The 26,757-nt window shown below is 56.4% G+C and carries 31 protein-coding genes and 1 riboswitch; of the genes, 18 read left to right on the top strand and 13 right to left on the bottom strand.

Annotated features, from left to right (window positions below):
• Nucleotides 1-19 precede the first annotated feature (19 nt).
• A complete protein-coding gene (locus tag VJ369_RS05850; protein WP_324091166.1) occupies nucleotides 20-1,099 on the bottom strand; it encodes a hypothetical protein in 1,080 nt (359 codons plus the stop codon).
• Entirely contained in the window at nucleotides 1,096-1,473 is a 378-nt protein-coding gene (locus tag VJ369_RS05845) for a PadR family transcriptional regulator (protein WP_324091165.1), read from the bottom strand. The genes VJ369_RS05850 and VJ369_RS05845 overlap by 4 nt, the downstream gene beginning before the upstream one ends.
• A 142-nt stretch (nucleotides 1,474-1,615) precedes the next feature.
• Between VJ369_RS05845 and VJ369_RS05840 the strand changes: the two genes are divergently transcribed.
• The 3 genes from VJ369_RS05840 to VJ369_RS05830 all read left to right on the top strand — a co-directional run bounded on the left by VJ369_RS05840 (nucleotide 1,616) and on the right by VJ369_RS05830 (nucleotide 3,963).
• Nucleotides 1,616-2,134, top strand: coding sequence for a GNAT family protein (locus VJ369_RS05840; RefSeq protein ID WP_324091164.1), 519 nt, complete (start codon nucleotides 1,616-1,618; stop codon nucleotides 2,132-2,134).
• Between the two features lie 414 nt (nucleotides 2,135-2,548).
• A complete protein-coding gene (locus VJ369_RS05835) occupies nucleotides 2,549-3,088 on the top strand; it encodes a 2'-5' RNA ligase family protein (protein WP_324091163.1) in 540 nt (179 codons plus the stop codon).
• A gap of 23 nt (nucleotides 3,089-3,111) precedes the next feature.
• On the top strand, nucleotides 3,112-3,963 hold the full coding sequence (locus tag VJ369_RS05830; RefSeq protein WP_324091162.1) for an MBL fold metallo-hydrolase: 852 nt from the start codon (nucleotides 3,112-3,114) through the stop codon (nucleotides 3,961-3,963).
• Between the two features lie 97 nt (nucleotides 3,964-4,060).
• On the opposite strand, the gene VJ369_RS05825 is transcribed toward VJ369_RS05830, so the two are convergent.
• Nucleotides 4,061-4,948: a macrolide 2'-phosphotransferase gene (locus VJ369_RS05825; protein ID WP_324091161.1), complete on the bottom strand. Its 888-nt coding sequence runs from the start codon at nucleotides 4,946-4,948 to the stop codon at nucleotides 4,061-4,063.
• A 129-nt stretch (nucleotides 4,949-5,077) separates the two neighbouring features.
• Between VJ369_RS05825 and VJ369_RS05820 the strand changes: the two genes are divergently transcribed.
• Nucleotides 5,078-5,662 (top strand): DapH/DapD/GlmU-related protein, encoded by a 585-nt coding sequence (locus VJ369_RS05820; protein ID WP_324091160.1) that lies wholly within the window; start codon nucleotides 5,078-5,080, stop codon nucleotides 5,660-5,662.
• An 8-nt stretch (nucleotides 5,663-5,670) separates the two neighbouring features.
• Here VJ369_RS05820 and VJ369_RS05815 read toward each other — a convergent pair whose 3' ends face one another.
• Nucleotides 5,671-6,249, bottom strand: coding sequence for a CDP-alcohol phosphatidyltransferase family protein (locus VJ369_RS05815; protein WP_324091159.1), 579 nt, complete (start codon nucleotides 6,247-6,249; stop codon nucleotides 5,671-5,673).
• Between the two features lie 132 nt (nucleotides 6,250-6,381).
• Here VJ369_RS05815 and VJ369_RS05810 point away from each other — a divergent pair, with 132 nt between their 5' ends.
• Nucleotides 6,382-7,149, top strand: coding sequence for an isocitrate lyase/PEP mutase family protein (locus VJ369_RS05810; protein ID WP_324091158.1), 768 nt, complete (start codon nucleotides 6,382-6,384; stop codon nucleotides 7,147-7,149).
• Nucleotides 7,150-7,173: 24 nt separating this feature from the next.
• Here VJ369_RS05810 and VJ369_RS05805 read toward each other — a convergent pair whose 3' ends face one another.
• The 5 genes from VJ369_RS05805 to VJ369_RS05785 form a co-directional block, all read right to left on the bottom strand.
• Entirely contained in the window at nucleotides 7,174-7,671 is a 498-nt protein-coding gene (locus VJ369_RS05805) for a mycothiol transferase (protein ID WP_324091157.1), read from the bottom strand.
• Between the two features lie 45 nt (nucleotides 7,672-7,716).
• Nucleotides 7,717-8,829, bottom strand: a complete 1,113-nt coding sequence (locus tag VJ369_RS05800) for a DNA alkylation repair protein (RefSeq protein WP_324091156.1) — start codon at nucleotides 8,827-8,829, stop codon at nucleotides 7,717-7,719.
• 105 nt (nucleotides 8,830-8,934) lie between these two features.
• Nucleotides 8,935-9,231: a Fe-S cluster assembly protein HesB gene (locus tag VJ369_RS05795; RefSeq protein ID WP_324091155.1), complete on the bottom strand. Its 297-nt coding sequence runs from the start codon at nucleotides 9,229-9,231 to the stop codon at nucleotides 8,935-8,937.
• A 224-nt stretch (nucleotides 9,232-9,455) separates the two neighbouring features.
• Nucleotides 9,456-10,208, bottom strand: coding sequence for a hypothetical protein (locus VJ369_RS05790; protein WP_324091154.1), 753 nt, complete (start codon nucleotides 10,206-10,208; stop codon nucleotides 9,456-9,458).
• Nucleotides 10,209-10,320: 112 nt separating this feature from the next.
• Nucleotides 10,321-10,785, bottom strand: coding sequence for a phage tail protein (locus VJ369_RS05785; protein WP_324091153.1), 465 nt, complete (start codon nucleotides 10,783-10,785; stop codon nucleotides 10,321-10,323).
• Between the two features lie 140 nt (nucleotides 10,786-10,925).
• On the opposite strand from VJ369_RS05785, the gene VJ369_RS05780 reads away from it, so the two are divergent.
• The 5 genes from VJ369_RS05780 to VJ369_RS05760 all read left to right on the top strand — a co-directional run bounded on the left by VJ369_RS05780 (nucleotide 10,926) and on the right by VJ369_RS05760 (nucleotide 14,681).
• Nucleotides 10,926-11,540 (top strand): NAD(P)-binding oxidoreductase, encoded by a 615-nt coding sequence (locus tag VJ369_RS05780; RefSeq protein WP_324091152.1) that lies wholly within the window; start codon nucleotides 10,926-10,928, stop codon nucleotides 11,538-11,540.
• An 81-nt stretch (nucleotides 11,541-11,621) separates the two neighbouring features.
• The gene (locus VJ369_RS05775; RefSeq protein ID WP_324091151.1) at nucleotides 11,622-12,356 is read left to right on the top strand and encodes a VOC family protein; all 735 of its coding nucleotides are present in this window, start codon (nucleotides 11,622-11,624) and stop codon (nucleotides 12,354-12,356) included.
• Nucleotides 12,346-13,095: a class I SAM-dependent methyltransferase gene (locus VJ369_RS05770; protein ID WP_324091150.1), complete on the top strand. Its 750-nt coding sequence runs from the start codon at nucleotides 12,346-12,348 to the stop codon at nucleotides 13,093-13,095. The genes VJ369_RS05775 and VJ369_RS05770 overlap by 11 nt, the downstream gene beginning before the upstream one ends.
• Before the next feature lie 51 nt (nucleotides 13,096-13,146).
• Nucleotides 13,147-13,845: a lysoplasmalogenase gene (locus VJ369_RS05765; protein WP_324091149.1), complete on the top strand. Its 699-nt coding sequence runs from the start codon at nucleotides 13,147-13,149 to the stop codon at nucleotides 13,843-13,845.
• Nucleotides 13,842-14,681, top strand: coding sequence for an alpha/beta hydrolase (locus tag VJ369_RS05760; RefSeq protein WP_324091148.1), 840 nt, complete (start codon nucleotides 13,842-13,844; stop codon nucleotides 14,679-14,681). The genes VJ369_RS05765 and VJ369_RS05760 overlap by 4 nt, the downstream gene beginning before the upstream one ends.
• An 8-nt stretch (nucleotides 14,682-14,689) precedes the next feature.
• On the opposite strand, the gene VJ369_RS05755 is transcribed toward VJ369_RS05760, so the two are convergent.
• Genes VJ369_RS05755 through VJ369_RS05745 form a run of 3 tightly spaced genes read right to left on the bottom strand, consistent with a single transcriptional unit; the run spans nucleotide 14,690 to nucleotide 18,655 of the window.
• Nucleotides 14,690-15,889 carry an acyl-CoA dehydrogenase family protein gene (locus tag VJ369_RS05755; protein WP_324091147.1) on the bottom strand — a complete coding sequence of 400 codons (1,200 nt, stop codon included), beginning with the start codon at nucleotides 15,887-15,889 and terminating at the stop codon, nucleotides 14,690-14,692.
• On the bottom strand, nucleotides 15,886-17,469 hold the full coding sequence (locus VJ369_RS05750) for a fatty acyl-CoA synthetase (protein WP_324091146.1): 1,584 nt from the start codon (nucleotides 17,467-17,469) through the stop codon (nucleotides 15,886-15,888). The genes VJ369_RS05755 and VJ369_RS05750 overlap by 4 nt, the downstream gene beginning before the upstream one ends.
• Before the next feature lie 37 nt (nucleotides 17,470-17,506).
• Complete coding sequence (locus VJ369_RS05745; protein ID WP_324091145.1) at nucleotides 17,507-18,655, bottom strand: acetyl-CoA C-acetyltransferase; 1,149 nt, start codon at nucleotides 18,653-18,655, stop codon at nucleotides 17,507-17,509.
• 324 nt (nucleotides 18,656-18,979) lie between these two features.
• Between VJ369_RS05745 and VJ369_RS05740 the strand changes: the two genes are divergently transcribed.
• The 3 genes from VJ369_RS05740 to VJ369_RS05730 all read left to right on the top strand — a co-directional run bounded on the left by VJ369_RS05740 (nucleotide 18,980) and on the right by VJ369_RS05730 (nucleotide 21,521).
• Entirely contained in the window at nucleotides 18,980-19,483 is a 504-nt protein-coding gene (locus VJ369_RS05740) for a GNAT family N-acetyltransferase (RefSeq protein ID WP_324091144.1), read from the top strand.
• Nucleotides 19,484-19,487: 4 nt separating this feature from the next.
• Nucleotides 19,488-19,922, top strand: a complete 435-nt coding sequence (locus tag VJ369_RS05735; protein WP_324091143.1) for an OsmC family protein — start codon at nucleotides 19,488-19,490, stop codon at nucleotides 19,920-19,922.
• Between the two features lie 321 nt (nucleotides 19,923-20,243).
• Nucleotides 20,244-21,521, top strand: a complete 1,278-nt coding sequence (locus VJ369_RS05730) for a mechanosensitive ion channel (RefSeq protein ID WP_324091142.1) — start codon at nucleotides 20,244-20,246, stop codon at nucleotides 21,519-21,521.
• A 105-nt stretch (nucleotides 21,522-21,626) separates the two neighbouring features.
• Here the strand turns inward: VJ369_RS05730 and VJ369_RS05725 are convergent, their stop codons facing one another.
• Nucleotides 21,627-22,637 (bottom strand): GNAT family N-acetyltransferase, encoded by a 1,011-nt coding sequence (locus VJ369_RS05725; protein WP_324091141.1) that lies wholly within the window; start codon nucleotides 22,635-22,637, stop codon nucleotides 21,627-21,629.
• A gap of 37 nt (nucleotides 22,638-22,674) precedes the next feature.
• Nucleotides 22,675-22,774, top strand: a riboswitch (TPP riboswitch).
• Here VJ369_RS05725 and thiO point away from each other — a divergent pair.
• The 5 genes from thiO (at nucleotide 22,770) to VJ369_RS05700 (ending at nucleotide 26,658) form a co-directional block, all read left to right on the top strand.
• Nucleotides 22,770-23,912, top strand: a complete 1,143-nt coding sequence (thiO, locus tag VJ369_RS05720) for a glycine oxidase ThiO (RefSeq protein ID WP_324091140.1) — start codon at nucleotides 22,770-22,772, stop codon at nucleotides 23,910-23,912. It overlaps the preceding riboswitch by 5 nt.
• Nucleotides 23,900-24,145, top strand: coding sequence for a sulfur carrier protein ThiS (thiS, locus tag VJ369_RS05715; RefSeq protein WP_324091139.1), 246 nt, complete (start codon nucleotides 23,900-23,902; stop codon nucleotides 24,143-24,145). The genes thiO and thiS overlap by 13 nt, the downstream gene beginning before the upstream one ends.
• A 2-nt stretch (nucleotides 24,146-24,147) precedes the next feature.
• A complete protein-coding gene (locus tag VJ369_RS05710) occupies nucleotides 24,148-24,954 on the top strand; it encodes a thiazole synthase (protein ID WP_324091138.1) in 807 nt (268 codons plus the stop codon).
• Entirely contained in the window at nucleotides 24,951-26,096 is a 1,146-nt protein-coding gene (locus tag VJ369_RS05705) for a ThiF family adenylyltransferase (RefSeq protein ID WP_324091137.1), read from the top strand. Before VJ369_RS05710 ends, VJ369_RS05705 begins: the two co-directional genes overlap by 4 nt.
• Nucleotides 26,097-26,118: 22 nt before the next feature.
• Nucleotides 26,119-26,658, top strand: a complete 540-nt coding sequence (locus VJ369_RS05700; protein WP_324091136.1) for a GNAT family N-acetyltransferase — start codon at nucleotides 26,119-26,121, stop codon at nucleotides 26,656-26,658.
• Nucleotides 26,659-26,757: the final 99 nt, after the last annotated feature.

Raw genomic sequence — 26,757 nt, 5'->3', positions numbered from 1 at the left:
AACACTGTGGAACGCATTGCTAATTCTTTAAAGACTTCCGCCAACCTTGGACCGCGTAGCAGATCGTCCCGACGAGCAATGCCGCGAAGACCACGGACTGCCAGGAGAAGAGTGACTGCGCGTTGTCAATTGAGACTAGAAGCAGCAACGCTATAAGTACGCTTCCAACCGTCCAGCCCAATGCTTCGCGGCGTGCGCGGAATGAGGTATTGGGCGCGAAGCTGGCTGCATAGCTTTCGGGCGTGCCGAATTCCGTAGGCAGCGATGCCTCGGCATCTACGGCGAATGCGCGGGTATCTTCGATGATGACACGAATCCGTCGGTCGCTAAGGTCATCCCGAAGCCGGAGGCTTTCCTGGAGCTGGCGGATCCATTCCTCGTGTGTTGCGACTTCAGTCTTTGACGTGGTTGAGCGTGGTGCCAGAGAATTGCGCTTTGAAAACTTCTCGATGAGGTAGTAAAAGAGCGCGTACATCGGTACCGGAGCCAGATACCAAAGCACGGATGCTGTGCCCGGAGACCGTGGAAGAGCAATGGCCAGCCCGGCGAGGGCAACCGCGGCGGCAGCGAAGGCCGTTGCAGTCCAGAGCATTGCCCTAAGGCGTGTAAATTTCCGCACTGCAAGATTCCAGAACTGCCTGATGCCCATGGAAATAGCCGGGATGAGGAGCGGAATTCCAAGCATTGCCCAGCTCAGTTCCGTTGTCCATCCATCATCGATAAGGGCCACTATGGTCACTAGAACGCAGAGCAAGGCTGCGCTGATACAGATTGTTTGGGTGAGCTGCTTGAAAGAATACAGGTGGTACCGGTCCTGTGCAGGAGTTCCGGATTGTTGCCAATGCTCCTGTTGTTCTTTGGCCCAAACCTTTGGGTCACCAAATAGTTTTTCTGCCGGTTCCTGCGCGTCCTTGAGTATTGGAAGAAGGTCGACGAGGGCTTGTTTCGCAGCTGAAATTTTGACGTCATCGAGCATTAGCCGACCTGCAGCGGTTTCTACCCAGTTAACGTCGTCTTTCTGGCCACGGGCAGCATGAAACTCTTTGAAGAGTTTGGAGAGATCAATTTCGATGTCCGATTCTGCGGAGTTCTGAGTCATGGCTTCATTCCTTGTGGGTCCGAGTCGTTGTCAGTTTCTGGTTTCTGCGCACCGAGGGAGTTGGCTAGAGCATGCCACGCGCGGCGTTCTTCTTGGAGCCTTGAATGTCCAAGCTGCGTCAACGCATAGTTGCGTTTTCCGGGACCGTTTTGCCCTTGCTCCCATTGCGCGATGACGGCGCCGTCGTTTTCCAGAGCGGTTAGCAGCGGATAGAGAGATCCACCTTTGGGCCGCCCAAGTCCAAGCTCATTGACGGCTTGCGCAATGCCGTAACCGTGCAAAGCCCCGTCTTCAAGACTTGCGAGAACTGCCGTTCCCAATGCAGCACGGGTCCAGGTCGCAGGCCATGCCGATTTCACCTCGTCGTCGCTCATGTATCTAAGTATAGGCTGTATCTAGATATTGAATCAAGGGCATATGACTCCCCAGCACGACTGTAGATGGATCACCCATGACTGCCCTCGCTGCTACCAAGTTTCTATCGAGCCTCTAACGTCGATTGATAGGATTGGGAGCATGTCCAGCTCACGAGCCATCACACTTCGTTCCCGTTCCGAACATGACTTCGACACCTTGTTCCAAATTGCCAACGATTTGACCACCTGGGAAGAACGCAGCGCGGCAGTTCCTGCTCCATTAAATCGAGACACCTACAAGGCCCGGCTGGCACAGCTCGATGCCGATAATTCAGACAAAAGTGTGCGTTTCATGGTTGATGTGGACGGTATCGCAGTCGGTAGTGTCTCGCTCTTCGATTTCGACGAATTAGCCCGCCATGCCGAAGTCGGTATCGCCTTGGTGCCCGAAGCCCGTGGAAAAGGCATCGGGACCGCAGCCATCTCGCAGATCGTCGAATTCGCATTCGTACGCTGCAACTTGCGGCGCGTCCATCTGCAAATGATCGAATCCAACGCCGGCGCTATCCGTGCGTATCAGAAGGCAGGTTTCGTGATCGAGGGTCGTCAGCGCCAGCATGCTTGGGTGCGCGGACAATACGAGGATATCGTCCTCATGGGAATCCTCCGTTCGGATTGAGAGCTCGCTGCGTGGCGGGGGAGCGTACTCTTTGAATCTGAATGTCTGCGAGACAAGCTCTTCGGGAAATATCGTGTTGAATCAGTTGTTCAATGTCCAAAGTTGTCAGGGCTTCTACTCCGAGTCGTCAACAGTGGCTGGCAGGCTGCGGCGCGTCGTCGGGCTTGGCGATTTATTCTCAGCGGTCCATGGAACTTTTGACCGCCCGTAAGCCGAACCCTCTACCTTCTTCTGGGGAAGAAACCTGAAAGGGTTTATTCCCCAGCAGCGCGGCTACAGTTGGGGATCAAGCATAGCTATGCGCAGATGCAAAGTGCCCCTTTGAAAAAGCTGACAACCGCTACCTGTCAAGCGATATGGTTTGGAAGCCCACCTGGATAACCAGCGCAGTGCGTGCAGGAAAAGGAATCGTGAATGAGGACCTCGCCAGATAACATCTTGCTGCGCTTGTCAGCGGCTCAAGAACAACAAATTTGTGAGATATTTGCAGCATTGGAAGCACGTGGGTTTCCTGCACAACAACAGACTCCGCATATCACCATTACCTTTTCCCCGGCCATGGCCGATCAGGCCGTGCAATGTGCTGCACAATTGCTACCCAGCCTGATTCCGTCACGCCTAGATCGTGTAGGCACGGTAATTTTTGGAACGAAGCGCAAACAAACGATCGCCTGGCTGCTTGAAACCTCCGCTGAATTGGAAGCTGCGGCGCGCGAGATTAGCGCGCTGAATCCAGATGGCCGCGGGCACCGATGGACTCCGCACCTGACGATGGGCCTGCGCTTGCCACGGGAGATCGTGCCCGAGTATATTCGCGCTTTAGATGAGCTGACCCCAGCGTCGCTCAAAGAGCTCACCGCTATTCGCGCAGCACTGTGGAAACCGTCAAGTCAGGAGCTGACCGTGCTCGCCGACGCGAGTAGCTGCCAAGAGGCAAAAACCTCCAGGGAATAATCGTTGTGGACGTAAGGGAACAGATGGCTGACAGTACGTGGACGCAGGTTGGCGAGGGCGTGTACCAACGCCGATACGACCCAATGGATGTTTCGGTCGGTCTGGTCCTTGGGCCACGAGGAGCAACGGTAATTGATACGCGCAATAACCCTGCCGAGGCGCAAGAGATCATCAACGATGTGGCGCAGCAGTTTGCGGTGCCGATAGCCGCGGTGCTCAACACTCACGCGCATTATGATCACACTTTCGGCAACCAGCTGTTCGCTCACGCGGGTATCCCCATTTACGGGCACCATTTGATCACGCGGCATTTTGAGAACTTCGAGAGACCCCGGCTGCTGCGAGTACAGCAGGATCCTGCATCCGAACCGGATAAAAGCTGGGCCGAGGTGGCACTGACACCGCCAAGTGTGCCGATTGCTGAATCAACCACGGTTGACCTCGGAGACCGGGAGCTGCAGCTGATTCCACTGGGCCCCGGGCATACGGAGACCGACCTGGCGATTTTCATTCCTGACGCGGGAATCTGGTTCCTCGGCGACATTATCGAAGAGTCAGGCCCGCCGATGTTCGGGTCTGGGTCCTTCCCGTTGGGTTGGCCCGAGGTCTTACGCTCCCTGCTGAAGTTGATTGACCCACAGCACGTGCTGATTCCCGGACATGGGCAAGCGGTGGACCGCGCGTTTGTGAGCGCTCAGCTGGCCCGGTTCGACGAGTTGGCGCAGACTTTGCGAACTGCGCATGCCGCTTCAATCGCAGTAGATGAGATCCAATATTCTGCGCAGCTGCTTGCGTTGTGGCCACATGAGTTCCTTCGCGAAGCCGCGGTGGATGGATATGCGCAGCTTTCGCAGCACGGCGCATCAGGGGTGTAAAGGGCGGCTCATAGTGCGGAAGCCTGGCAAAGCCGCCCGGAACTAGTAGCCCTGTTGCTACGGTGTTTGCAACGCGAGGGTCTTGGCCCGAAAAGGCCTAGGGATTGAGCTGCGCAGCTGCAGCTTTGAAATGCTCCGCATTTTCCGTCTGCATCGCGTAGAGGCCATAGTCAACGGCCGCGGTACTGAAAAGCTCGGCACAGTGCTCGGCTAAGAGCGGGCCGACCACGCCGCCTTGAGCAACGTATCGGTCCACGGTGGCGTTAAACGCTGAGGCGGAAACGCTGGCGTGGTGGAAGACAAAATCCCGGGCCGGGTCGCCGATGGCCGCAGTGGTCCAATCCAGGATGCTGTCGATGCGCTCGCCGGTCATCAACTGGTGCGCGGGATAAATTTCTCCATGCGTCAGTGTGGTGTGCTCGGGCCAATACCGGTCATCGGCTAACCATCGGCTCCAACGTTCCTGCAAGTCTGCGGACACCTCAAATACCTTCACGACCCGGGCGATATCCTCGCGTTTGCGCTGGCGCACGGAACTGGGCGTGAAAACCTCAATGCCGCTGTCGATGACCTCCGTTGGATCCACCGCATGCAATTGGGCAAGAAAATCTGCCAGTGAATGCGCATACTCACGGGATTCGAGCGCAAAATGCCACTGCGGTTGACCTTCCTCGGAAAGCGTCAGACCCGGTTCCCCTGGCAAAAGAGGGTAGGCGATCAACGTGTCGCTATGGATTTTCCAGTCGGGAATTTCCACGTCCAGATGCGGGGCAAGCCGCCGAAGCAGTCTGCCTTCGATGGCGGCACGTTCGGTCACGTCGGGGCGGCGTGGAATGCGCAGCACCCAAGAATCCTCGGCATCTGTGGTTCCGATGGCGACTTGGAAATCCAAGCCAAGCTCGTTGATGGTGATACTGCGCGGTTCCAGCTCCAACCCGTGCATTTTCGCGAGTGCGCAGATCTCATTAATCGCAGAATCTTCCATAAATCAAGCTTTGCCGGTTGCACGCAGAAAGTACAGGGCCAATCCAATCATTCAGCCGGTGCGTGACTCTGCCGCTGGAAGCCCACAGGTTTCCAGAGTTTCACTTGGCGGCGGGTCTAAGGTGAAGTCATGACACATATTGCTGGATTGACAGAACTACTGGCCACGCTCAACGCAGGTGAGGTGATTCCCGGAGGGTCCGCGCATCACGCGGCAATGCATGCGACGAGCCAGGAAGCCTTGCGGATTACTGCGCAGCTCAACGGAAGCTACCAGAGTCCCGAACAGGTTCGTGCATTACTCAGCGAATTGACCGGAACAACAGTGCCCGAGTCAATGCAGCTCTTCCCGCCGTTCAGCGCGGACTTCGGCAAAAACATCAGCTTTGGTCCAGAGGTCTTCATCAACAGTGGGTGCCGCTTCCAAGATCAGGGCGGGATCAGCATCGGTGCGGGCTCACTGATCGGGCACAACGCGGTGATCACCACCTTGAACCATGACATGGTGCCTAGCCGCCGCGCCGATATGCACCCGGCCAAGGTAGTGATTGGCAAAGGTGTCTGGTTCGGTGCGAACGTGACGGTGCTGCCGGGGATCAGTATCGGAGACGGGGCCGTGGTGGGTGCCGGCGCAGTAGTCACCAAGGACGTGGCCCCGAACACGGTGGTGGTCGGCGTGCCCGCAAAGCAGGTCGCGACGGTTCCACTGGACTAACCCGGTAGTCAGCCGGCGGGTTGGCGAGATATTTTAGCCGTGCGAGTCATGAGGCGCAGGTATCCGGCGCCCACAAAGAGGTGCAGTACCGCGCCTAGGCCAAGGATGTAGAGACCCGGGGTGAATAGCCAGGACAGTTCCGGGATGCGCCCAAAAGCCACAGCGGCTAGACCCAGCATCATAATTGCGGTGCGGATCTTCCCCAGCTTGGTTGACTCCGGTGGGGCGGAGAGCCGCAAGGCGAAGTAGGTGCACAACAAGATCAGATCGGTGATGAAGATGGCTAAGCCGATCCATAAGGGCACTAAGCCGCCAAAGACTAAACACACGGCAATCGCGACGATCCCGAGCCTGTCGGCAATCGGGTCAAGCAGGACACCGACGTGGGAGACCTGATTGAACTTCCGCGCGATGAATCCATCAATCCAGTCGCTGAGCCCGAAAACGAGCAATAAGAATGCGGTGGCTACCGGTGCGGAATCAGTCAGCAGGTAAGAGCAGATCGGCACGACCAGCAGGAACCTGAGCACCGTGATGGCGTTGGGTACGGTGGCCCAATCGTGCTTGCGTGCGGCCGGGCTAGTCATCACGCTCTCCTTAATCTCCTACGTTGAACGATGTCGCACCTGAGCTGCGATATCAAGAGGCAAAAGCCGATCTGGCAAAAATAACCCGCTGGTAGGCTGAGCGTGTTCCCTAAAAAGTCCGAGGAGGACTCCGTGGTTGATGTAAAAGCAGTGGCTCAGAAACTCGCCGATTTGCACGAATCAGGCAGCACCTTGGTGCTCCCGACCGTCTGGGATACCTGGAGCGCGAAGATTGCCGCCGAGGCAGGATTCCGAGCGCTCACCATCGGAAGCCACCCCGTGGCCGACGCTACCGGTAGCAGCGATGGCGAGCAGATGGATTTTAAAGAGTATTTGCGCACCTGCCAACGGATTATTGGTTCCGTCACGCTGCCGGTGAGCGTCGACGTGGAGTCAGGTTATGGGTTGGCTCCCGGAGAATTGATCGGGCGTTTGCTCGATGCCGGAGCCGCCGGCGCAAATATCGAAGACGTGGTGCACTTAGAAGGTAAACGCGTTCGTGACCGCCAAGAGCACGCCGACTACATCGCCGCGGCCAGAGCCGAAGCCGACGCGGCGGGCGTGGCATTTGTAATCAATGGACGCACCGACGCGGTGAAGCTTGGCACCGGCGTATTTGCCGATCCGCTGGGCGAGGCCGTAGCCCGCATCAAACTCATGGAGCAGGCCGGCGCGCGCTCGGTCTACCCGGTGGGGCTCAGCTCCGCCGAGCAGATCCGCGAGCTGGTGGCCGCCGTGCAGGTCCCGGTTAATGTCACCGCGCACCCGGTGAAGTCTCATGCCGCCGGAGACCTGGCGCAACTGCGTTCCTTGGGAGTACGCCGGGTGAGTTTTGGTCCGCTATGGCAGATGTGGTTGGCCGAAACTTCCGCCACGCAATTAGCGCAGTGGAGCAAATAACTCGGTGAACGCGCGCTAGGTCGTTTACGCCGTGAGTATGCCGGCGGCGTAGGCGGCCTGAGCGACGTGCGCGATGGCGTCGTCGATAATTGAGATCAGACGGACCCCACGAGTGACCGCCGGATCCCAGCTGCGGTCGATTACCTCGTCCAGTTGCGCGGGAGTTAAAGTAATTGCATAGTCGCCGAGCGCGGTGAGCGTGGCTTCCAGGTATTCCAGCAGCAGCGCCTGATCGTCGACCTTGATGCGCGCAGCTTCCGCCGAGCTGTGACCGTAGCCAACACTGGCACCGAGTTCTCCGAGATCAAATTTTTCGGCATATTCCTCCCAGAGCTGCGCCTTGCCGGTGAGCGGAGCCAACTGCGCATCAACCTCCCGCGCGCTGTGCCAGAGCAACCACGCAATTGAATTGGGATGCCCGGCCGGGTGGGCATTGAGCTGTTCGGCGGTGAGCTGTGGCAGATGTTTGGCCGAACTGATCGGCAGGCGGGCGAGTGTGCTGAAAATTTCTGCTGTGTCCATACTTCTTATTGTGCTCTGAGATTCTCTCGCTGTCAGTTTTTGGTGCTACAGCTCGGTGTCCGGCAACAGTTCAAAACCGGCAGCTTCGGTAGGAACACCGTTGATTTGCAGGGCTATTGAATGCGCACCGGGGTAATAACGGCGTGTGGTGATCGGCCGGAAGGAATGAGTCCGGGCAATGTCGAGTTGTTCGCCCGGTGCCAGCGTGCGGGTGGAGAGTTTAAAAACCTTAGGCGTGGTTGAACCGTTGGCCTTTTGATGGTTGACGATGTAGTCGATGGCCAGCCGTGCCGGCTCTGTCCCGGTATTTTTGATGCTGGCGGCGAATTCGACCGAGGAGTTCCACCCAATTTGTTCACTGGCCACCGATGGACCGCTGATCTCTAGCGTGGCGGGCACAAAACCTAGTACCGCCAGCGCCTCGGGGTTTCCGCGCTTGAGCAGCGTGCGCAGCCCATGCTTGACTACCCCGAGCGTGGTATCGGCCGGATTTTCCAACCAGCGCTGCGCCGTATGGACAACTAGCGAGGCTGATTCCCGGCTCAGATCGTTCAAGTGGTTAGCTACCGAGCGGCGCACATATTCACTCTCGTCACGGTACAGCGCGTCAAGAATGGGAATTGCCATTGCCGGTGCGACGTTCAGCTGCGGCACCCGGACAGCCCACGGTAAATACGGTCGGGTGCCTTCGCTGGCTAACCGGCGGACGTGCTCATCGGGGGATTGCGTCCACCGGTAAACGAAGGACAACGCGCGCTCCAGGTCGTGGTTTAGCAACTGCCGAATCGCGAACTCCGCGGTGAGCCTTGGGGTAAGCATGGCAAGCAGCGCTAGTGCGTCGTCAAAGGCTTCCGCGGTGTTTTCCTGTACCGCTTTGCTGGCCAATGCGCTGGTCACCGGCCAAATCATCCAGCCGGTAAAAGTTTCGCTGTGCTCGCTGGCGCGGCGAATGGCCGCCGCGAGTTGTGCGTAGCCAATAGGAAAATCTGCCAAGAGTGCGTCACGCAACGCATCGGAGCGTTCACGCAGGCTCAGCGGGTCCAGTGTCGCGCGGACTGCCGGGAGGTGCTCCAAGGTACGGTCCGGAACGACCGCTTGCATTTGCAGGGAGAGCTGTTCGGCAACATCGGGGCCAATAAGTTGATCAGCGAAAGGCATAACGCCATTCTTGTCTTAAACCGCTGAGAATCCGAATGCTTAAAATCGTCGAGGGCCACCAAAAATGGTGGCCCTCGACGGAAGCCTAAAGGTGTCTACCCGCTACTAAGCGCGAGGCAGAATCTGGAAGCTGACAGCTCCCTCTTCGTTGACAGCTGCGTCTAGCACCTTGTCATCAAGCTCATCGGTGACCAGCTCATCGAGGTAAACTGGGCTGCCTTCACCACGGATTACCAGGTCGGCTGCTTCTGGTTCTGCAACAATCTGCACCGCAAATGCGGCCTCATCCGGTGCTCCTGCACCCTCGGCCTGGTGGATGCGTAGTCCAGCATTTTCTGCCTCGGACTGGTTGGTGACAATCGCGGTAACGATCGTATCTGCCTGATCGGTCAGTGTGAGCACGGTGGCTCTCCTTCCGGTTGCGAACATGCCAAGGTCAGGGCATGCGGTTGCCACGATTCCAAAAATAATCAAAGATCGCAACCTCGCTTAACATGTACGAAATACGCTTCCGGTTGGTTTTCCCTCTCAGGTACGCTCCTCCTTCAATACCCAGAGCTAGGTTTTTTGAGCTAGAAAAATCATGGAGAAGTCGCAGAATTTCGGGCAGAGGCGGGGAGTCGTTCTCAAGCTGTTCGCTTGGCGATGCCCCGAGCGACGAAGAAGAGAATGGACAGTTGGACAACGAATATCAGGGCACCGGAAAGCACCTCGTCCCAGCCCATGGCCAAACCAGACTGCAGGGTGCCGATGCCGCTGGCGACCGGGTAGAACAGTGGCCAAAGGACTGCCAGATTTCTGACGAAGGCAAAAATGATCGAAAAAGCCAGCGCGAACATGCCAAAGCTCAAAGCGGCCGGAAGCGGGACAGAACCCACGTGTTGAAGTGCAAAACCGATACTGGTGAGGAAAATTGCAGGAAGCCAACCAAATGCTCGTTCCCACCGAAGATAGAGCCAACCAAAAACGAAGAGCGGCTCCCAGAAAACCAAGAAATTTGCTAACAAATGGGGGAGTAACTGGACCTGAAGGTCAGCGGCGGTCACGATGAGCTGGTACGCGGAGCCGGCACCCAGCACCGCAGCGATGATCAGTGAAGTCACTAATAACCTGCGAGTGAATCCAAGTCCTGCCCAGCCTTCGCCGCTAAGGCGAAGCACGGTTAGTGCAGGAACCAGAGTGCCAACTAGGAGAATTCCGAGCACCAAAAACCAATTGCCCAATGCGCTGCCGGCAAAATAACATCCCCCAAACGCTAGTAGGGTGCACGACGCGATGAGAGTGTCTTTCCCGGGATCCCAAGCGATAATTCGACGCCGTGGGCGGTGGGTTGCGCGATTGTGTTGCGCGCCGGGTGCTGGGGATGTAGAACTCGACATGCTCATTTCCTCAAAAAAAGGGTGAGCTGGCGTTTCGGATTCCACGCACAGCTCGGTGCAATCCACCCTAAAATGGTTTGTATCCCTTGGCTAGGGCAACCCGTGTAGTTTTCTAGTGCTCACCCTTAATAACAAAGTAGGATCCGCGGATAGTGCCGGCCAATTTGGACTTCTGCCGCGCAAATTTGAACTTGTCTGCGAGTTCTTGCGGTATCTCCATCCCATCGGAGAGTTTAAAACCGACCGCACGCTTCTCGCCCTCGGCCAGGCCGTAGAGAACGTTGATTGACAAGCCCGATTCGTAAAACAGGTAAGCGCGTTTAGCTCCATCGGCTTCAAACATTGAGGCCTGCAACACCGGCGAACCGATCTGCAGGTTTCGTTCCTTGAACAAAATGCCGTGTACCCAAGTGATGGTCTGTGCTGATTCGCTGGCGTCGCTGACCACGAAGTCGTGATCGAACTTATTCTTCAAATACCGTGCTTCGTTGGCGCGCAGTCCGGCGAGCGCTTCGGCGACCGGAGAGGACTCCAAGCCCACGATAGAGACATCTTTGAAATCGACAAGGTAGGACATGGTGTTCTCCCAAAAGTTACTTGTTGCCGGTGCGGCATTGCTGACCTGTGCATATGGTACCGAATTTTTGGAGCTGCACCCGTGGGCGAGGATAAACTGTCTGCACGGCAGGTTCATATCCACTCGGGAAAAGAGTTTTGGTGAAGATTACTGTGGTGGGTGGTTCCAAGGGGACCGGGGCAGAATTTGCGAAGCTGGCGCAGCAGGCCGGGCACGAGGTGACGGTGCTTTCACGCAGTGGCCAGGCTCCGCACTCGGTGCGTGCGCTCGCCGGTGATGCATCGGATCCGCAGGTAGTGCGTGATGCCGTGGCGGGGGCCGACGCGGTGGTTCTTACCGTCGGCGCCGCGAAGAAGGTGCCACAGCAGCGGGCATTGGTGACGCAGACTGTCATTGGGGCGATGCAAGTTGCGGGGGTGCGGCGATTGGTCGTGCAGTCTTCCTTGGGTGCCGGGGATTCTGGTTCTCAACTACCCGGTTTTTTGCGCTTTGTGATGTTGTTGGCGCTTGCCAAGCCACTGGCTGATCATAATGCGCAAGAAGCGCATGTCACCTCCTCCGGGTTGGCTTGGACGATTGTCCGCCCGTCGGGGCTGACTAATAATGAAGCTACCGGTCGTTGGAAGGCGCTGACGGCGTCGGAGGCTGGAACGCTAGGTGGCACCATCACACGCTCGGATCTGGCCGCGTATCTGCTTCATGCGTTAAACGATGATTCGAGTATTGGACAGGCTATTTCACTGAGCAACCGCTAGCCTCGTGCCGAGTACCCAGACGCCGAGTACTAATCACGATTCGCACCGATTCGTGCTTCTGCCTCCCGGTAGGCTGAGCACATGTATTTGGAAAACATTGTTTTCGACTCGGTGGACCCCCAGACTCACGGCCGGTTTTGGCAGGAACTCTTGGGCTGCGCGTTTTTGGGAGAAGATCCTCAAGGGTTTGAAACACGCCTGAAAATCCATGAGGGCCCCACCCTAGACCTGTGCTTTCAACGGGTTCCCGACGCACCCAACGACCCGATGCGGCTGCACCTCAGTGTGTCTGCCGAGGCCGAACAGTCCCGGAGAATCGCACAAGCATCAACCCACGGTGCGCTGCACCAGAACAGTGAAGAACATGATGTTCCACGCAGCGTCTTGGCAGATCCCGAAGGCAATGCGTATTACGTGCTGGAAGACGATCACAACCATTTAGCTACCGGACCCATCGTCGCCTTGACGATGGAATCGGCAGACGTTGCTCGCGATACCCGGTTCTGGCAGTGGCTTAGCGGATGGAATCAGGATCTTGCCGGTAAACCCGGTTCCTTACGCCACCGCAGCGGGCATGGTCCGGTTCTTCAAATATCCTCGGAACGAGAGGCTAAGGGACCGGCCAAGAATCGGATGCACTTGGATATGCGATTGGAATCCGGCGACGATGCACAGGATATAGCGGAAGAAATCATGCGTCATGGTGGCCGCGAGCTGCACCCAAACTGGGGAGAGCTGGCCTGGCGGGTCTATCAGGACCCCTCTGGAAACGAATTTTGTGTACTCCCAGTGGCGAGGGTCGGTAATGATGGCTAATGAACCGGTAGTAGACGCAAACTTCACTGATGAGCTACTTGCTCGACTCTATGACCCGCTCGATCCAGATCGCAGTGATCTGGAGACTTATACCCAACTGATCACAGCACTGGACGCCCATAAAATTTTAGATGTCGGGTGTGGAACTGGAACCTTCGCTTGCACCATGGCTGCGGCAGGATTTGAGGTGACCGGAGTCGACCCGGCCGATGCGTCCTTGGCCGTAGCGCGGAAAAAGCCTGCGGCAGCGCGGGTCCACTGGGTGCACGGTACGGTGCACGATCTGCCGACAGCGGATTTTGATGCGGCGGTCATGACCGCAAACGTTGCCATGGTCTTCACCGATGATGCGCAATGGCAAAATACTTTGCAGCGCATTGCCCTGGCGCTGAAACCAGAAGGAACTCTGATCTTCGAGGCACGGCGCCCAGAACTGCGGGCGTGGGAACGCTGGACCGAGCAACTAACTCGCGAAACGACAATGGTTGCAGGGCAGGGAGCGGTGACTACCTGGGTTCAGGTACTTGGTTACGCCAACGAACTTTTGCGCTTCCGCGAAACCTTTCGTTTCGAGGACGGGACCGAATTGATCTCCGAATCCACGCTGCGTTATCGAAGCCGTGAGCATATTGAAGCCACGCTGAATGCCGCCGGATTCGACATCCGCGGGGTATACGACGCCCCGGACAGACCGGGACGGCAATTTATCTTCGTTGCCCAACGTCGCCTGAACGGATAGTCTCGAACCCATCGGTGGCCGTAGTGGATACCTGCCGACGGGATAGGACTGATGAAAACTCATCTGGCAGGTGACCCCCGCGTCGTTATTAGCGCGCTCGTGTTGTGCGCTGTCAGCCTCATTCATTTGACCGCGCAAATGATTGCTCCAGACGAGGTGCTGGCGAATCTCACACAGATCTTCTTGATGCCAGCGCTCGCGGTGGTGTTATTGATGGCTACCCACAGGCCGCGCAGCAAATTGGTGCGGTGGGTGTTATTAGCCCTGGGATGTTCTTGGCTGGGTGATCTGTTCCCGAGATTCATGACCGGGGACCAAGCTTTTTTGACGATGGTTGGCTGCTTCCTACTCGCACAGCTGTGCTATCTGCAGGCGTTGCGGCCATACTGGCGTCGCTCGGTACTCGGCCGCCCTCGCTGGGTCATCCCCTATGCACTCGGATTCGGATGGCTGGTATTCGCCTGTGCTCCGCACGCCGGCTCATTGCTTTATCCGGTAGTAATCTATGGTCTTGCCTTGACGCTGATGGCGTTGCTCTCAACTGGACTGGGAGCACTCGCCGGAACTGGTGGAGCGATCTTCTTCATTTCTGATGCGCTGATTGCATTGCGTTCCTTTGCCGGCATTGAGGTGCCTGCTCATTCATTTTGGATCATGCTCAGCTACGTGGTGGGCCAGTCCATGATTGTGGCTGCGGTGTTTGGCCACGCACGCTTCACGGCCCAGGAAACTAACGAAGGACGAGTATGAACCCCGTAGAACCCGAAGATAATCGGCTCCCCGAAGGCATCGCCGCGATCCACGGAAGTGGCCTACCGGTGGTACTGGTCCACGGTAATGGCGTCGATCACCGGATACTCTTGGCATTGGATGAACAGTTAGCCCGCCCTGGAAACCTGCAACGTATCTATGTTGACCTTCCCGGCTTCGGCGGGACCCCGGCGCTCGCCGGAAAGTCAGGATTGCCGGAGATTGCGGACTGGCTGCAGAATTTGCTCGTAAGCCAACTCGGTACGCAAGCTTTTGTGTTGATCGGAAATTCGCTTGGGGGTTTGCTGGCGCAGGAGATGGCGGACCGTTTTGAAAGCCAAATTCTTGGCCTGGTGCTACTCGCTCCAGTGATTCGGCCAGCGGCCGAAGAACGCAATCTACCGGCGCGCAGCATCATCCACGAAGACGAGGTTTTGCTTGCGGAGCTGGGTACCGTCAACGCCGGCCACTATGCGCAGATGTCGGTACTCCAAACGCGCGCAAACTGGGAACAATTCGAAAAACATGTGCTGCCCGGAGTGCTCAGCGCAGATCTGCGCGTGATGGCACACCTATCCAAACGCTATTACTTGGAGACACTGCCGGTAGACCGTGACCAGGTGTGGAATATGCCGGTACTGATCGCCTGCGGAATGCAAGACCACATCGTGGGATTCAAAGATGCCAAGGAGCTATTAAAACGCTACCCCAATGCTTCATTCCTTGAACTTGAGCGCGCGGGACATAACGTGCACATTGACCAGCCGGAGATCTTGGCGCAGGCGCTTGAGCATTGGATGCAGCTGTTGCAGCCTGAGACGCGGAAGAACCTCTAACTAGTGATTTAGCTGAATGCACTGAACCCGGTGAGGTCCCGGCCTAAAATAAGGGCTTGGATGGATTCGGTTCCCTCATAGGTATGCAACGCTTCAACATCACCAAGATGCCGAATCACATGGTTTTCCAATAAGATTCCGTTGCCGCCAAGCAGATCCCGCGCGATCGACGAGATGCGCCGGGCCGCTCGCGTATTGTGATATTTCAAGAGCGACGCCTGTGCAGGGAGCAAACTATTTACCGCCTGCGCGACGGCCACCGCTCGGCACTGTAACTGCATATTTGTTAGTTCTGCCAGCATTTGTGCCAGCCGTTCTTGGACCATTTGATGTGCACCTAGGGGCTTGCCAAATTGGGTACGGCTTTTTGAATAATGCAGGCACGCCTCAAACATGCTCACTGCGTGACCCAACGCGGACCACCCCACGTTTACCCGAGTCTCTACCAACGCGCGGGACACATCCTTAAAAGATGTGACCGCAGGCAGCAGGGCTTCAGGACCCACTGAGACGTTCTGCAAGGAAATTTCGGCTTGGTCGATGGCACGCAGCACCCCTTTGCCGTCAATGACAACAGCTGAATATCCCGCTGTTTGCTGGTCAACGATGAAACCCTTAACTTGCGAATCAGCTTCGTCTCGCGCCCAGATAATGGTGATCCCACCGGCGGCGCCATTGCCGATCCATTTTTTATGACCGTTCAGAACCCACCGGTCACCTTCACGGCGTGCCGAGGTGGCTAAACCCACCGAATCAGAGCCATGTCCGGGCTCGGAGAGTGCAAACCCGCCCAGTAATTCGCCGGAAGCCAGCGGTTGGAGGTAGCGATCCTGTTGCTCGGCACTGCCAAAGAGCACCAGACTGCGCAGGACCAGCCCACCTTGCACCGCGGCCGCGGCAGCCATCGAACCATCGGCCCTGGATATTTCCATAGCTACCAACCCGGCGGCCAGCGGAGACATCACCCGGTGCCCTGGGATATTCAGCCCGTCGGTCAGCAGGTCCAATTCACCCATCCGGCGTACCAGCTGGACCGGGTAGTGCGCTTGCTCCCAGTACTTGTTGATCTGCGGCAATATTTCTGCCCCATAGGTTTTGGCGGTATTCCAAAATTCGCGGTCTTGCGCGGTGGCGTCGGCGAAGGCCGAGAAATAATCCGTGTCGAGATTTTCGCTTAGCTCGTACCGTCTTGATGGTTCTGAACTCATCCTTGTTCTCCTTGACCGGTACGTTGGGCACGCAGGTCGCGCTTGAGTAATTTGCCCGATTGATTGCGTGGCAGCTGCGCGACGAAATCCACCCGCTTGGGAACCTTGTAGTCTGCGATGCGGCTTCTAATATGGCTGCGCACGGACTCGGCCGTCAACTGCGCGCCTTCTTTGAGAACTACCACGGCGGTGATCGCTTCAATCCACCGCTCATCGGCTACCCCAAGCACGGCCACCTCGGCGACCTGATCAAGTTCGTAGATGCAATCTTCCACCTCACGTGGCGCCACGAGCACACCGCCGGTATTGATAACGTCTTTGATCCGATCTACCACCTGAATGTAGCCGCGGCTGTCCACGGTCACTTGATCTCCTGAGCGGAACCAACCGTCAACGAACGCTTCTTCGGTAGCTTCTGGTTTGTTCCAATAGCCGAGCATTACTTGTGGGGAACGATATTGAATCTCGCCTGGCTCGCCCGCTTGTGCGATGCCGCCGGTGGAGTTGATGACCCGAGCTTCGACGTAGAACACCGGGCGGCCACAGGAGGCAGGGCGTGCCTCATGTTCTTCGGGTCGCAGGACTGAACATAGCGGGCCGAGCTCGGATTGACCGAAGCAATTGTAGAAGGCGATCTCCGGATACCGGGCACGTAGCCGCTGTAATACGGTGACCGGCATGATTGAGGCACCATATTGTGCCTTCGCCAACGAGGAAAGGTCGCGGGTCGCTAGATCCGGGTGGTTGCTCAGCGGTACCCACACCGTAGGGGCTAAAAATAGTGAACCGATTCGTTCTGACTCGACCAGCTCAAGCATTTGCGCAATGTCCGGTTTTGCCAGAAGCGTAATGCTGGCACCCAGGGAAAGATAGGGCAGCAAGAAAACGTGCATGGCCGCCGAGTGATACAACGGCATCGCGATCAGTGGTCGATCCTCGTCGGTGAGATCTAAAGCGATAATCGCCGAAACGTATTGTGCCATCAGCGATGCGTGGGTCATCATCGCGCCTTTAGGTGCGGAGGTAGTGCCGGAGGTATAGAGAAGCTGGGCCAGATCTGAACTAGCGACATGGTCATTTTGCATCATCGCTACCGGTGCGTTTGGATCCATAGCGGTAGCCAGAATGGAGTCCTGGTGCTCCGTGGTGGGAAGCAGCGCCCAAACTTGCTCCACGGCCGGTGTCTGGCCCTGTTCCATGACCTGGTGCACCAGCGAGGCGCGCTGTTCGTCGGTGACTACCAGCACCGCCCCGGAATCTTCGAGCAAGTAGCTCAATTCCTTGTCCTTCAATGCGAAGTTCACCGGCACGTGGACTAATCCGGTCAGCGCACAAGCCAAAAAGAGGATCGCATAAGCATCTGAATTTGCTGCGTAAGCTGCTACCCGTGAGCCCCGAGGAAGGCTGGCATCCATCAGCCGGCTCGCGACTCGCTGTACCGCAAGTTCTAACTCACGGTAGGTCCACCGCCGGTCCTCAAAGAGCAAGGCTACCGCCTCGGGGTTTCGTGCGGTGCTCCGGCGTAAAAGGGCTCCGATGGTGCTGCTGGTTTCTGCGGCTGCGGGAGGTACATAGTTCATCAGCGGTGCTCCTGATCGAAAGGTCGCGTGAGTGGTTTCAGAGTCTTTCGACGATGGTGACATTTGCTTGCCCGCCACCCTCGCACATGGTTTGCAGTCCCCACTGGGTGTCACTGCGTTCAAGCTCATGCAGCAATGAGGTCAGCAAGCGGGCTCCGGTAGCTCCAATCGGATGACCCAGAGCGATAGCTCCGCCATTAACGTTGACCTTGTCCATATCTGCTTGGGTCTCGTGTTGCCATGCGAGGACGACGCCAGCAAAAGCTTCATTAATTTCGATGCGATCCATATCTTGCAACCTCATCCCCGTGCGCGCCAAGGCATGTTCGGTGGCTCGAATGGGGGCCGAAAGCATCATGACTGGGTCATCGGCGCGTGCTGATACGTGGTGGATCCGGGCTCGGGGTGCGAGCCCATAGCGTTTGACCGCAGCTTCGGAGGCAATGAGTAGCATCGCAGCACCGTCAGACATTTGCGAAGCCGTGGCAGCGGTGTGCTGGCCGCCAGCAATGATTGGGGCAAGTGATGCCATTTTTGCCCGGTCCACCTTTCGGGGCCCTTCATCGATTTCTAAGCCAGCCATCGGCAGGATTTCTCGGTCAAAGTATCCTTCACGCTGTGCGTGAAGGGCTCGCCGATTAGAGAATTCTGCGAAGTCTTCAAGATTTTTCCGGGAAAGTCCCCATCGGTCAACCATCATCTCCACCCCGCGGAATTGCGAAATTTCTTGGCTTCCATAACGCTGGGACCACAGTGTTGAGCCGCTGAACGGATCAGCGAATCCGAATTCTTTCGCGGCCACGTTGGAGTAGGACAACGGAATGCTTGACATCGATTGCACGCCGCCGGCGATAACGAGGTCACTGCTGCCACTCATGACAGCTTGAGCGGCGTAGGAGACTGCTTGCTGACCGGATCCGCATTGACGTTCAACGGTGGTACCGGGCACTTGCTCGGACAGCCCCGCGGCTAACCACGCGCTGCGGGCTATGTCCATTGCTTGTGGACCAACTTGATCGATGCACCCTAGGATGATCTCGTCATATTGTTCCGAGTCGATATTATTTCGGCGCACCAGCTCGGCTAATGGGGTGGCAGCAAGATCCAAGGGGTGAACCTGCGACAGCGCTTTGCCACGGCGTCCTACTGGGGTGCGGAGTGCGTCGATAATGTAAGCCTCGGACATGGGTGATCCTCCAAAATAGTGCACCGTCGCACGGCAGTAGTCGTGTTTTCAGTTGTGAAAACGTAAATTCACAAAAGCACTGGGTATGAAATAAGAATGCCCAAGACTGCCAGTGTTGTCTAGCTCACTACGTGTGTTTGGTGTGCGCCGGGGGCGAAGCAACGCATAGATGGCTTATTCCAGCGACTAGGCTAGTGCGGCAAACACTGCGGTGGGTGACCTTTTAGTGCCTAACCTATTTTTATAGTTGATGTGAGGGCCGTCAAAGCACTAGGTTACGATTCAGTAAGTAGCGCCTTGGAACTGTTGAAGGAGGAAAATTCAGTGAGTTCTGAGTCTGACGAGGAATCGCAGAGTTCGGCGGACGGAGTGTTGATGATCCGTCCCTGGTCCGGGGTCGAAGAAGTGCCTGAACTATTAGATGTCTGGCGCTCATCGGTTGAGGGGCGGCGAGATTTTCTCTCCGCTAGCGATCTGAATTCAGTGGCCTCCACACTCGAAACCGTTTATGCACAACGATCGCTGGTGTACGTTGCTCAGCTCGGGACACGGATCGTGGGGTTTATGTCCATGGGAGATGAACGGGTCGAATTATTGTGGGTTCACCACGAACACCGCCACGCTGGTGTAGGCAGAGCATTGGTGGCATTTGCCTATTCGAAACAAAATAATGTGCAGATGGTAGTCAATGCGCAGAACGCCGCAGGAATCGATTTTTTCCGCAGCTGTGGATTCGAGCTTTCCGCGGAGGAGAAGTTGAGCACCGGACCCGCGGCAAAAATTTCACTGCGCCATTCCGGTGTCGGAGCCAAGGTCATGCGACGATAACACTATGAGTGAAAATAGTCGCGAAGTTCGTGAAGTCAGTGTAGTGCGGACCGCATCACGTACGTATAAGGCCACGAGTGCCGCAACCGGTTCGAGTATCGAGTTCGGACAGGCTGAGGGGCTGCTGACCCCGGTTGAGCTTCTCTTGGCGGCCATCGCCGGATGTTCGAGTATCGATGTTGACGTTGCCACGACTCGGAGAAGCGAACCAGAGAAGTTTGAAGTGACAGCATCGGGCGACAAACTCACTGAGGATGGAGCCAGCCGGATGGAGGACATCCGTCTCGGGTTTGATCTCAGATTCCCGGACACCGAAGAGGGGCGTAAAGCTGCAGGTATGGTCGAACGCATCGTGAAGCTCTCACATGATAAATATTGCACCGTTTCGCGCACGGTCGAACTGGGTGCCAAGGTCACCAGTGAAATAACCAAAAGTTAGTTTTACCTGCACTAAATGAATTTTTAGACCCGCCATAGCTCAGCATTGCTCATGGCGGGTTTTTACTTTTATCTATACAGGGAACTCACATATTGGTCACTTGTTTTTACGATCTGAAAATAATTTTAAGTATCACTGGATTCGTAGTTATCAAGCGCAGAAGACTATCGAAAGCGCAGGGCTTTACTAATTTCACCACTAAATCCGAAGGTGAATTACGTGAAATTCTTCGAGTTGCCCACCCCGGGCAGCTAGTTTGCCCTAGTCAGCAAATAATCCTCGTCGTAGGGTCTAAATTATCCCCACGTTGAAGGAGCAGTAATGCAATCTCAGAACGTATTAGGAAACATCGACTGGGCGTCGATGCTACAAAAAGTAGCTATCGCGCTAGTAATTCTCATCATTACTTGGTTGATCGCAAAAGTTGTTAAATGGGCTGTTTCCAAGCTCGTCACCAAGATTAAGTTCCTCCAAAAACCAGGCACCGATGGAAAACAGATCGGCGACTCCCTAGGTAAAGTCGCCGGACTGATTGTTTGGCTCTTTGGCCTGGTTGCAATTCTCCAGGTCTTCGCGCTGACCGAGGTGCTCTCCCCAGTTCAAGATTTGCTCGGCGGAGTCATGGGCTTCTTACCGAACCTCATCGGTGCAGCATTCATCTTCATCATTGGCTACGTGATTGCTAACGTCATCAAGCAGCTGATCCAGACCGGTCTGAGCACTGTTGATTTCAGCGCTTTGGTCCGGAAAGTTACCCCCGGAGAAGCCGAAGAAGTTGATCCGGAAACTTCAATTCGCACTCAGCGGACCATCGTGGATGTCATCGCCAACATCGTGTTTGCACTGATCCTGTTGGTTGTCTCGATTTCTGCACTTCAAGTTCTCGGTATCGCCGCTATCTCGGTACCTGCACAGGAAATGCTGCAGATCGTTCTGACCGCCATTCCGCAGGTCATCATGGCGCTGATACTTCTCGCCGTAGGCTTCCTGATTGCGAAGTTTGTTGGCAAACAGCTTGAATCCACGCTTCGTGGTGTTGGTACTGACCGCGTCGTGGCCGGTTGGGGAGTAGTTCCTGAAGGCCAGAGCGCCTCGGGCATCCTCGCTACCATCGTGAAGATCGCAATTATCCTGTTCTTCGCCGTCATGGCAGCAAGCATGCTGAACTTCCCGGCAATCACCAATATCCTCAACGAGGTGCTGGAGCTGGGCGGCAAGGTAGTCTTCGGCGCAGTAATCATCGCGATCGGCTTCGTCTTGGCTAACGTCATCCGTCGACTGATGGGCGATACTACGGCTTCGAAGATTGTCCGCTACACCGCCATCGCACTGTTCGTGGCGATGGGCCTGAAGTACATGGGCCTGGCCGACTCGATCATCAACATGGCCTTCGGCGCCATCGTGATTGGCGCGGCACTGGCAGCAGCCCTGGCCTTCGGTCTGGGTGGACGCGATGCGGCGGCACGTACCTTGGAGAAGATCGATTTGAACAAGTTGGACGAACCGGCAACCACCGGCACCGTGCCAACTAGTCCAGCACCGACGACTCCAACCCGTCCGTCACCAACTACGCCTCCGACAACATCAAACGAGTTCTAGTATTTAGAGCTTGACGCAGTAAAAAGGTGGGACCGATTGCCCGGCCCCACCTTTTTACTGTCCAAAATGAGTTACAAGATTCAGCATTTGCCAGACCGATCCGAACTATCGATCCTGCCGAGCTGGGTGTAAGGACAGTGCGGTGATGGGCGGGGCCTGATCGGTGACCAACCGAGCATAATTTAAAACATCGATACGCTCACCGTTGATTAAGAACTTCTCCCGTTCCCGGCCTTCGAGCACAAAACCACAACGCTCGGCGACCTTTCTGGATGCAGGATTATTCACCCGCAAACCCAGCTCCAACCGATGCATCTGACGGACAGTAAAAAGCTCGTCAGCCAAGGCAGCCAGTGCGCGGCTTGCCAATCCGCCACCGCGATGCGCCGCATGCATCCAATACCAGACCCACGCATTGCGATTTCCGGAATCAATACTCGCCGAGGCCAAACCGACTAAGCCGGGACCTTGAACTATCGCTAGTGGTACTTGGTGTTCAGGATTTCTTAGCAGCTGCTGAATATAGTTTTCTGCCTCGACAAGATTTTGAACCTCACCTTGCCGCGCCATGTCCGGGTGGGAACTAAAAGCCTCAAGAACTTGGGGTGCATCGCTTGGAAGCAACGGACGAACAAACGCTTGAGTCTCTGACTCGGCACAAGGCGGGGCCGCAGCATCGGCGGGGATCATGGGCAGCTTGGTTCCTTGGTGGAAGAGCAACTGCCAGCCATGGGCCGAACGGACCCAAATCGAGGTGCGCTGGCTCGGAATGTCCGCGCCGGTTTTCCAGCGAAGTAATACCAGAGTCTCACTGAGCTGCCAGATGCGGGGCTCGAACAATTGGAGCGTAGGTGATTCCTCTACTGGTTCAGCCATGAGTTGTTCAATAATTTGGGCGCGGTTGTAGCTTCTGCCGGAGGCGCCAACTTCTTCAAAGTCTTCATGAAGCAGCCGTTTGAGCTCCTGTTGATCGTGGCGAATGCGCTGCGTAAGTAGCAGCTTTTCACCGTCAAAGATCTTTGCGGCTACCAAGTTATCAGAAGATAAATCTCCCGGGACAGAAAATTCGGGCATGGCAACGAGTAAAACACAGGACGGCTGCAGCCGTGAAGTCATGAAGTTAGTAATCGTGAGCCCTGACGTGCTTATAATCCAAGTACTCCGCGGGAGCCCTTGAGGGCTGAGAGGGCTTTGTGCCGACCGCTACACCTGATGCGGGTCATGCCGCCGTAGGAAGGAATTGCCTTCGTGCACACTGTCATTGTCGGCGCCGGAATTATCGGTCTCTCCACAGCTTTCGAACTTCGCACCCGCGGCGTTGAAGTCACGATCATTGATCCGGCTCCCGGTTTAGGTGCAAGTCATGCAGCCGCCGGGATGCTCGCGCCAACTGCCGAAACCATCTGGGGCCAAGACCAACTTCACCGGCTGATGTCCTGTTCGGCCAAGGCTTACCCTGATTTTATTGATCGAATTTTTCAGGCTACCGGCCAGCGCGCCGCTTACGTTGAAAATTCGACTCTGGTGATCGCCGCCGAATCAGCGGATATGGAAGCGCTGCTGGAACTAAAGCGGCTACAAGACTCTTTAGGGTTCAGTGTTGAAAGACTTATGCCCAGCGCCGCACGCAAACTTGAACCTGCGCTGGCGACAAACATCGCTGGCGCCATGTACTGCGCCGAAGATCAACAATTAGATCCGCGCTCTTTGCTGAACATTCTGATCAGCTACTTTGGATCCGCCATCGTGCACGAAACCGTGGTGGGGCTTCTGAGCCACGGGGCAAGAACTAGCGGTGTAATCACCGCCAGCGGGCTGCGAATATCTGCAGATCAAGTGCTTCTGGCCTCCGGATTGGGGCATATACCGGGAGTGTCAAACCTGGCGCTGCGCCCGGTATATGGCGATATCTTAAGGTTGCAAGGCTCCACACGATTCCCCTTGATCAAGCGGACTGTTCGCGGGATTGTGCATCGTGAACCGGTCTATCTAGTCCCACGAGCCGACGGAAGTTTAGTCCTGGGCGCCTCAAGCCGGGAAGACGGACAAGAACAGGTCAACGTGGGACAACTACATGCGTTATTGGACAATGCGCGCAGACTTGTGCCGGGAATCGCGGATACCACGCTGAACGAAGCAATCGTCCGCGCGCGCCCCACCACACCAGATGATCGGCCGCTTATTGGCCGGCTGGATGCTGGGCTTGTCCTGTCCACCGGCTATTCGCGGCACGGGGTGTTGCTAGCCCCTCTCGGAGCACGGCTCAGCGCCGGGTTGCTGCTCAACGACCCCCAAGACGCGCAGCTACTCGCCGCAGTTTCGCCGGAAAGATTTGGCGACCACCACCTGCAAAACAGCACCCTGAAGGAGATATACACATGCAAGAAATAGAATTTTTCCTCAACTCCACACCCACCACCATGCCCGCCAACAGCACAGTGCGTGAACTGGTCGCCGCACATACCGGAAAACAAATCACCGAAGAAGGCAGAGCCAGCGATGGATCACGTCTGGGCATTGCTGTCGCGGTGGACTCTGCAGTAGTCCCACGCAGTGGGTGGAATGATTTTTCCTTGCAGCCTGGCCACCGAGTGGAACTAGTCACCGCGGCGCAGGGAGGCTGAAGATGGAAGAACTTACGATGGACAATGACGGATTTAATATTGCCGGGGTTAGGTTTGCGTCTCGACTCATCCTTGGCACCGGGGGAGCAACCTCGCTGGATATTTTAGAACAAGCGCTCCGCGTCTCAGGTACGGAGCTGACTACGGTATCGATCAGACATTTCGCCGCTGCCGGATCCGGGTTAGTGTACGAACTTTTAGCTCGCAATTCTGTGCGTCCGCTGCCGAACACCGCTGGTTGTTTCACTGCCCGGGATGCGATACTCACCGCTCAGCTAGCGCGTGAAGCTCTGGAAACAAACTGGATCAAGCTTGAAGTCATCGCCGACGAACACACCCTGCTCCCGGATCCAATTGAACTATTTACCGCAGCCGAGGAACTAGTTAATGACGGATTCCAGGTATTCGCCTACACCAATGACGACCCGGTCATGGCCATGAGATCAGAACAGCTGGGTGTGGCCGCGGTGATGCCAGCTGGTGCTCCGATCGGTTCGGGCCTGGGGATCCTCAATCCACATAATATTTCCACTATTACCGCACGCGCCTCGGTGCCGGTCATCTTAGATGCCGGGGTGGGTACCGCCTCGGATGCGGCCAAAGCCATGGAGCTGGGTTGTGACGCCGTACTGCTGGCCAGCGCGGTCACCCGAGCCAATAACGCGCCCTTGATGGCCGCCGCCATGCGTGATGCCGTTCGTGCAGGCCGCGCGGCACGGCTGGCCGGACGCATCGTGCAACGCGACCTTGCTTTGGCTTCCTCGCCAGATTCCGGGATGATGCAGGCGCTCATTGGCGACTTCTCGTGAGCGCCGAACCGCGCCTGGCCCGGGAGCTTACCGCCGCGCAGCTAGCCAGATATTCTCGACACCTGACTCTGCCGGGAGTTGGAATCACCGGACAAAACCGTATCGCCAACGCCAAGGTCTTGATTATTGGCGCTGGGGGATTGGGTAGTCCTATTGCCAGTTATCTGATCGCCGCCGGGGTTAAACAGCTCAGCGTCATCGATCCGGATAGTGTGGAACTTTCAAATTTGCAACGCCAGATCTTGCACCGTGAACAGGACCGAGGTGCACTGAAAGTTGCGTCGGTGCAACGCCTTGCCCAGGAGCTCAACAGTGAGGTTACGGTGCACTGCCATGCCACATATTTGGCACCAGCGAACGCGCTGGAACTCTTTGCCGAACACGATGTGGTGATCGATGGCAGTGATAATTTTGCGACGCGTTACCTCACCAGCGATGCCGCGGAAATCACCGGTATACCGTTGGTGTGGGGGACAATTTTCCAATTTTCGGGTCAGGTCTCGGTCTTTGACCCGCAATCCGGTCCGATGCTGCGCGATATTTTCCCGGAGATGCCAGAGGCCGATTCGGTACCGTCCTGTGCCGAAGGTGGGGTATTCGGTGCGCTGTGCGGAGTGGTCGGATCCTTGATGGCCACCGAAGCGCTGAAAATCATCACCAAGGTGGGACAACCGTTGAACGGGAAACTATGGCTCTACGACGCGCTCACCGCAGACGTGCAGATTTTGAGTTTTGACCGCGACCCGCAGCGTGAGCCGGTCCGGGAACTTGGTCAATATGAACCCCAATCTTGCTCGGTGGTTTTGCCGGGCGAAGAAATCGACGTGAGTGAAGTGGAAAAGCTGCGGGCTCAAGGCCAGCTGGTCCTGCTCGATGTGCGTGAATCGTGGGAACGTGCCCTGGCAACTATAGAGGGCAGTATTCATATGCCCCTGGAACAATTGTCCGGTGACTCCTGGAAGCAATTTCCTTGGGAGCAAGGAACCCGCGTGGTGACGGTCTGCAAAACCGGGCCACGCTCGGTTCGCGCCGCACTCACGCTCAACGCGGCGAGGCCAGCGACGCTTGCCCCGGTGCTCAGCCTGCATGGTGGAACACTGCGCTGGTTGGCGCAGATTCGTGGTCAGGTCGTGAACTACTAGGTACTGCTGACATACTGAAGTTATGGAGTCAACCAAAAAATTACTGATCAGAGAGCTATCCCCAGCCGATGAACAGCAAGCAATTGCCGCTCATCACGCGTTGCTCGACGATGATTTTGATTTTCTCCCGACTTGGTCGGCCAGGCAAAATTGGAGCGGCTACGTGCAACGCATGAGCGAAGGCCGTAGCGGCGAATTCATCCCCGAGGGGTGGGTGCCCAGCGGTTTATTCGTCGGTGTGCACGAAGGAAAGCTCGTAGGACGTGTCTCGGTGCGTTACGCGCTGAACGATTTTCTGAGCGAGGTCGGTGGACACCTGGGTTATGGGGTGGTCCCGGAATTTCGTGGCCACGGCTTCGCTACACAATTGTGCGAATTTGCGCTGAAAGAGCTTAGATTCCACGGTGTGCGCTCGGCTTTGGTAACCTGTGATGAGCAGAACGTTGCTTCAAAGGCAACGATCATCGCCTGCGGCGGACAAGCCGATGAAAATCGCCCCACGGTGCATGAAACCGGGGGAAACACCAAACTGCGTTATTGGATTTCAACGGCGCGCTATTAGCCGTTAATGAAGCTATTTCTGTATGTTCCACCACAGATAAACGATGTACTTGTCCGAAGCGCGTAAAATAGTATGTTGGGTCGACTGTGGCCCCGCCTC

This window comes from Glutamicibacter sp., from assembly GCF_035257265.1.
Classification (GTDB): Bacteria; Actinomycetota; Actinomycetes; order Actinomycetales; family Micrococcaceae; genus Glutamicibacter.
Note: the sequence above shows the minus strand (reverse complement) of the source record. Positions and strands in the feature narration are given on the sequence as shown.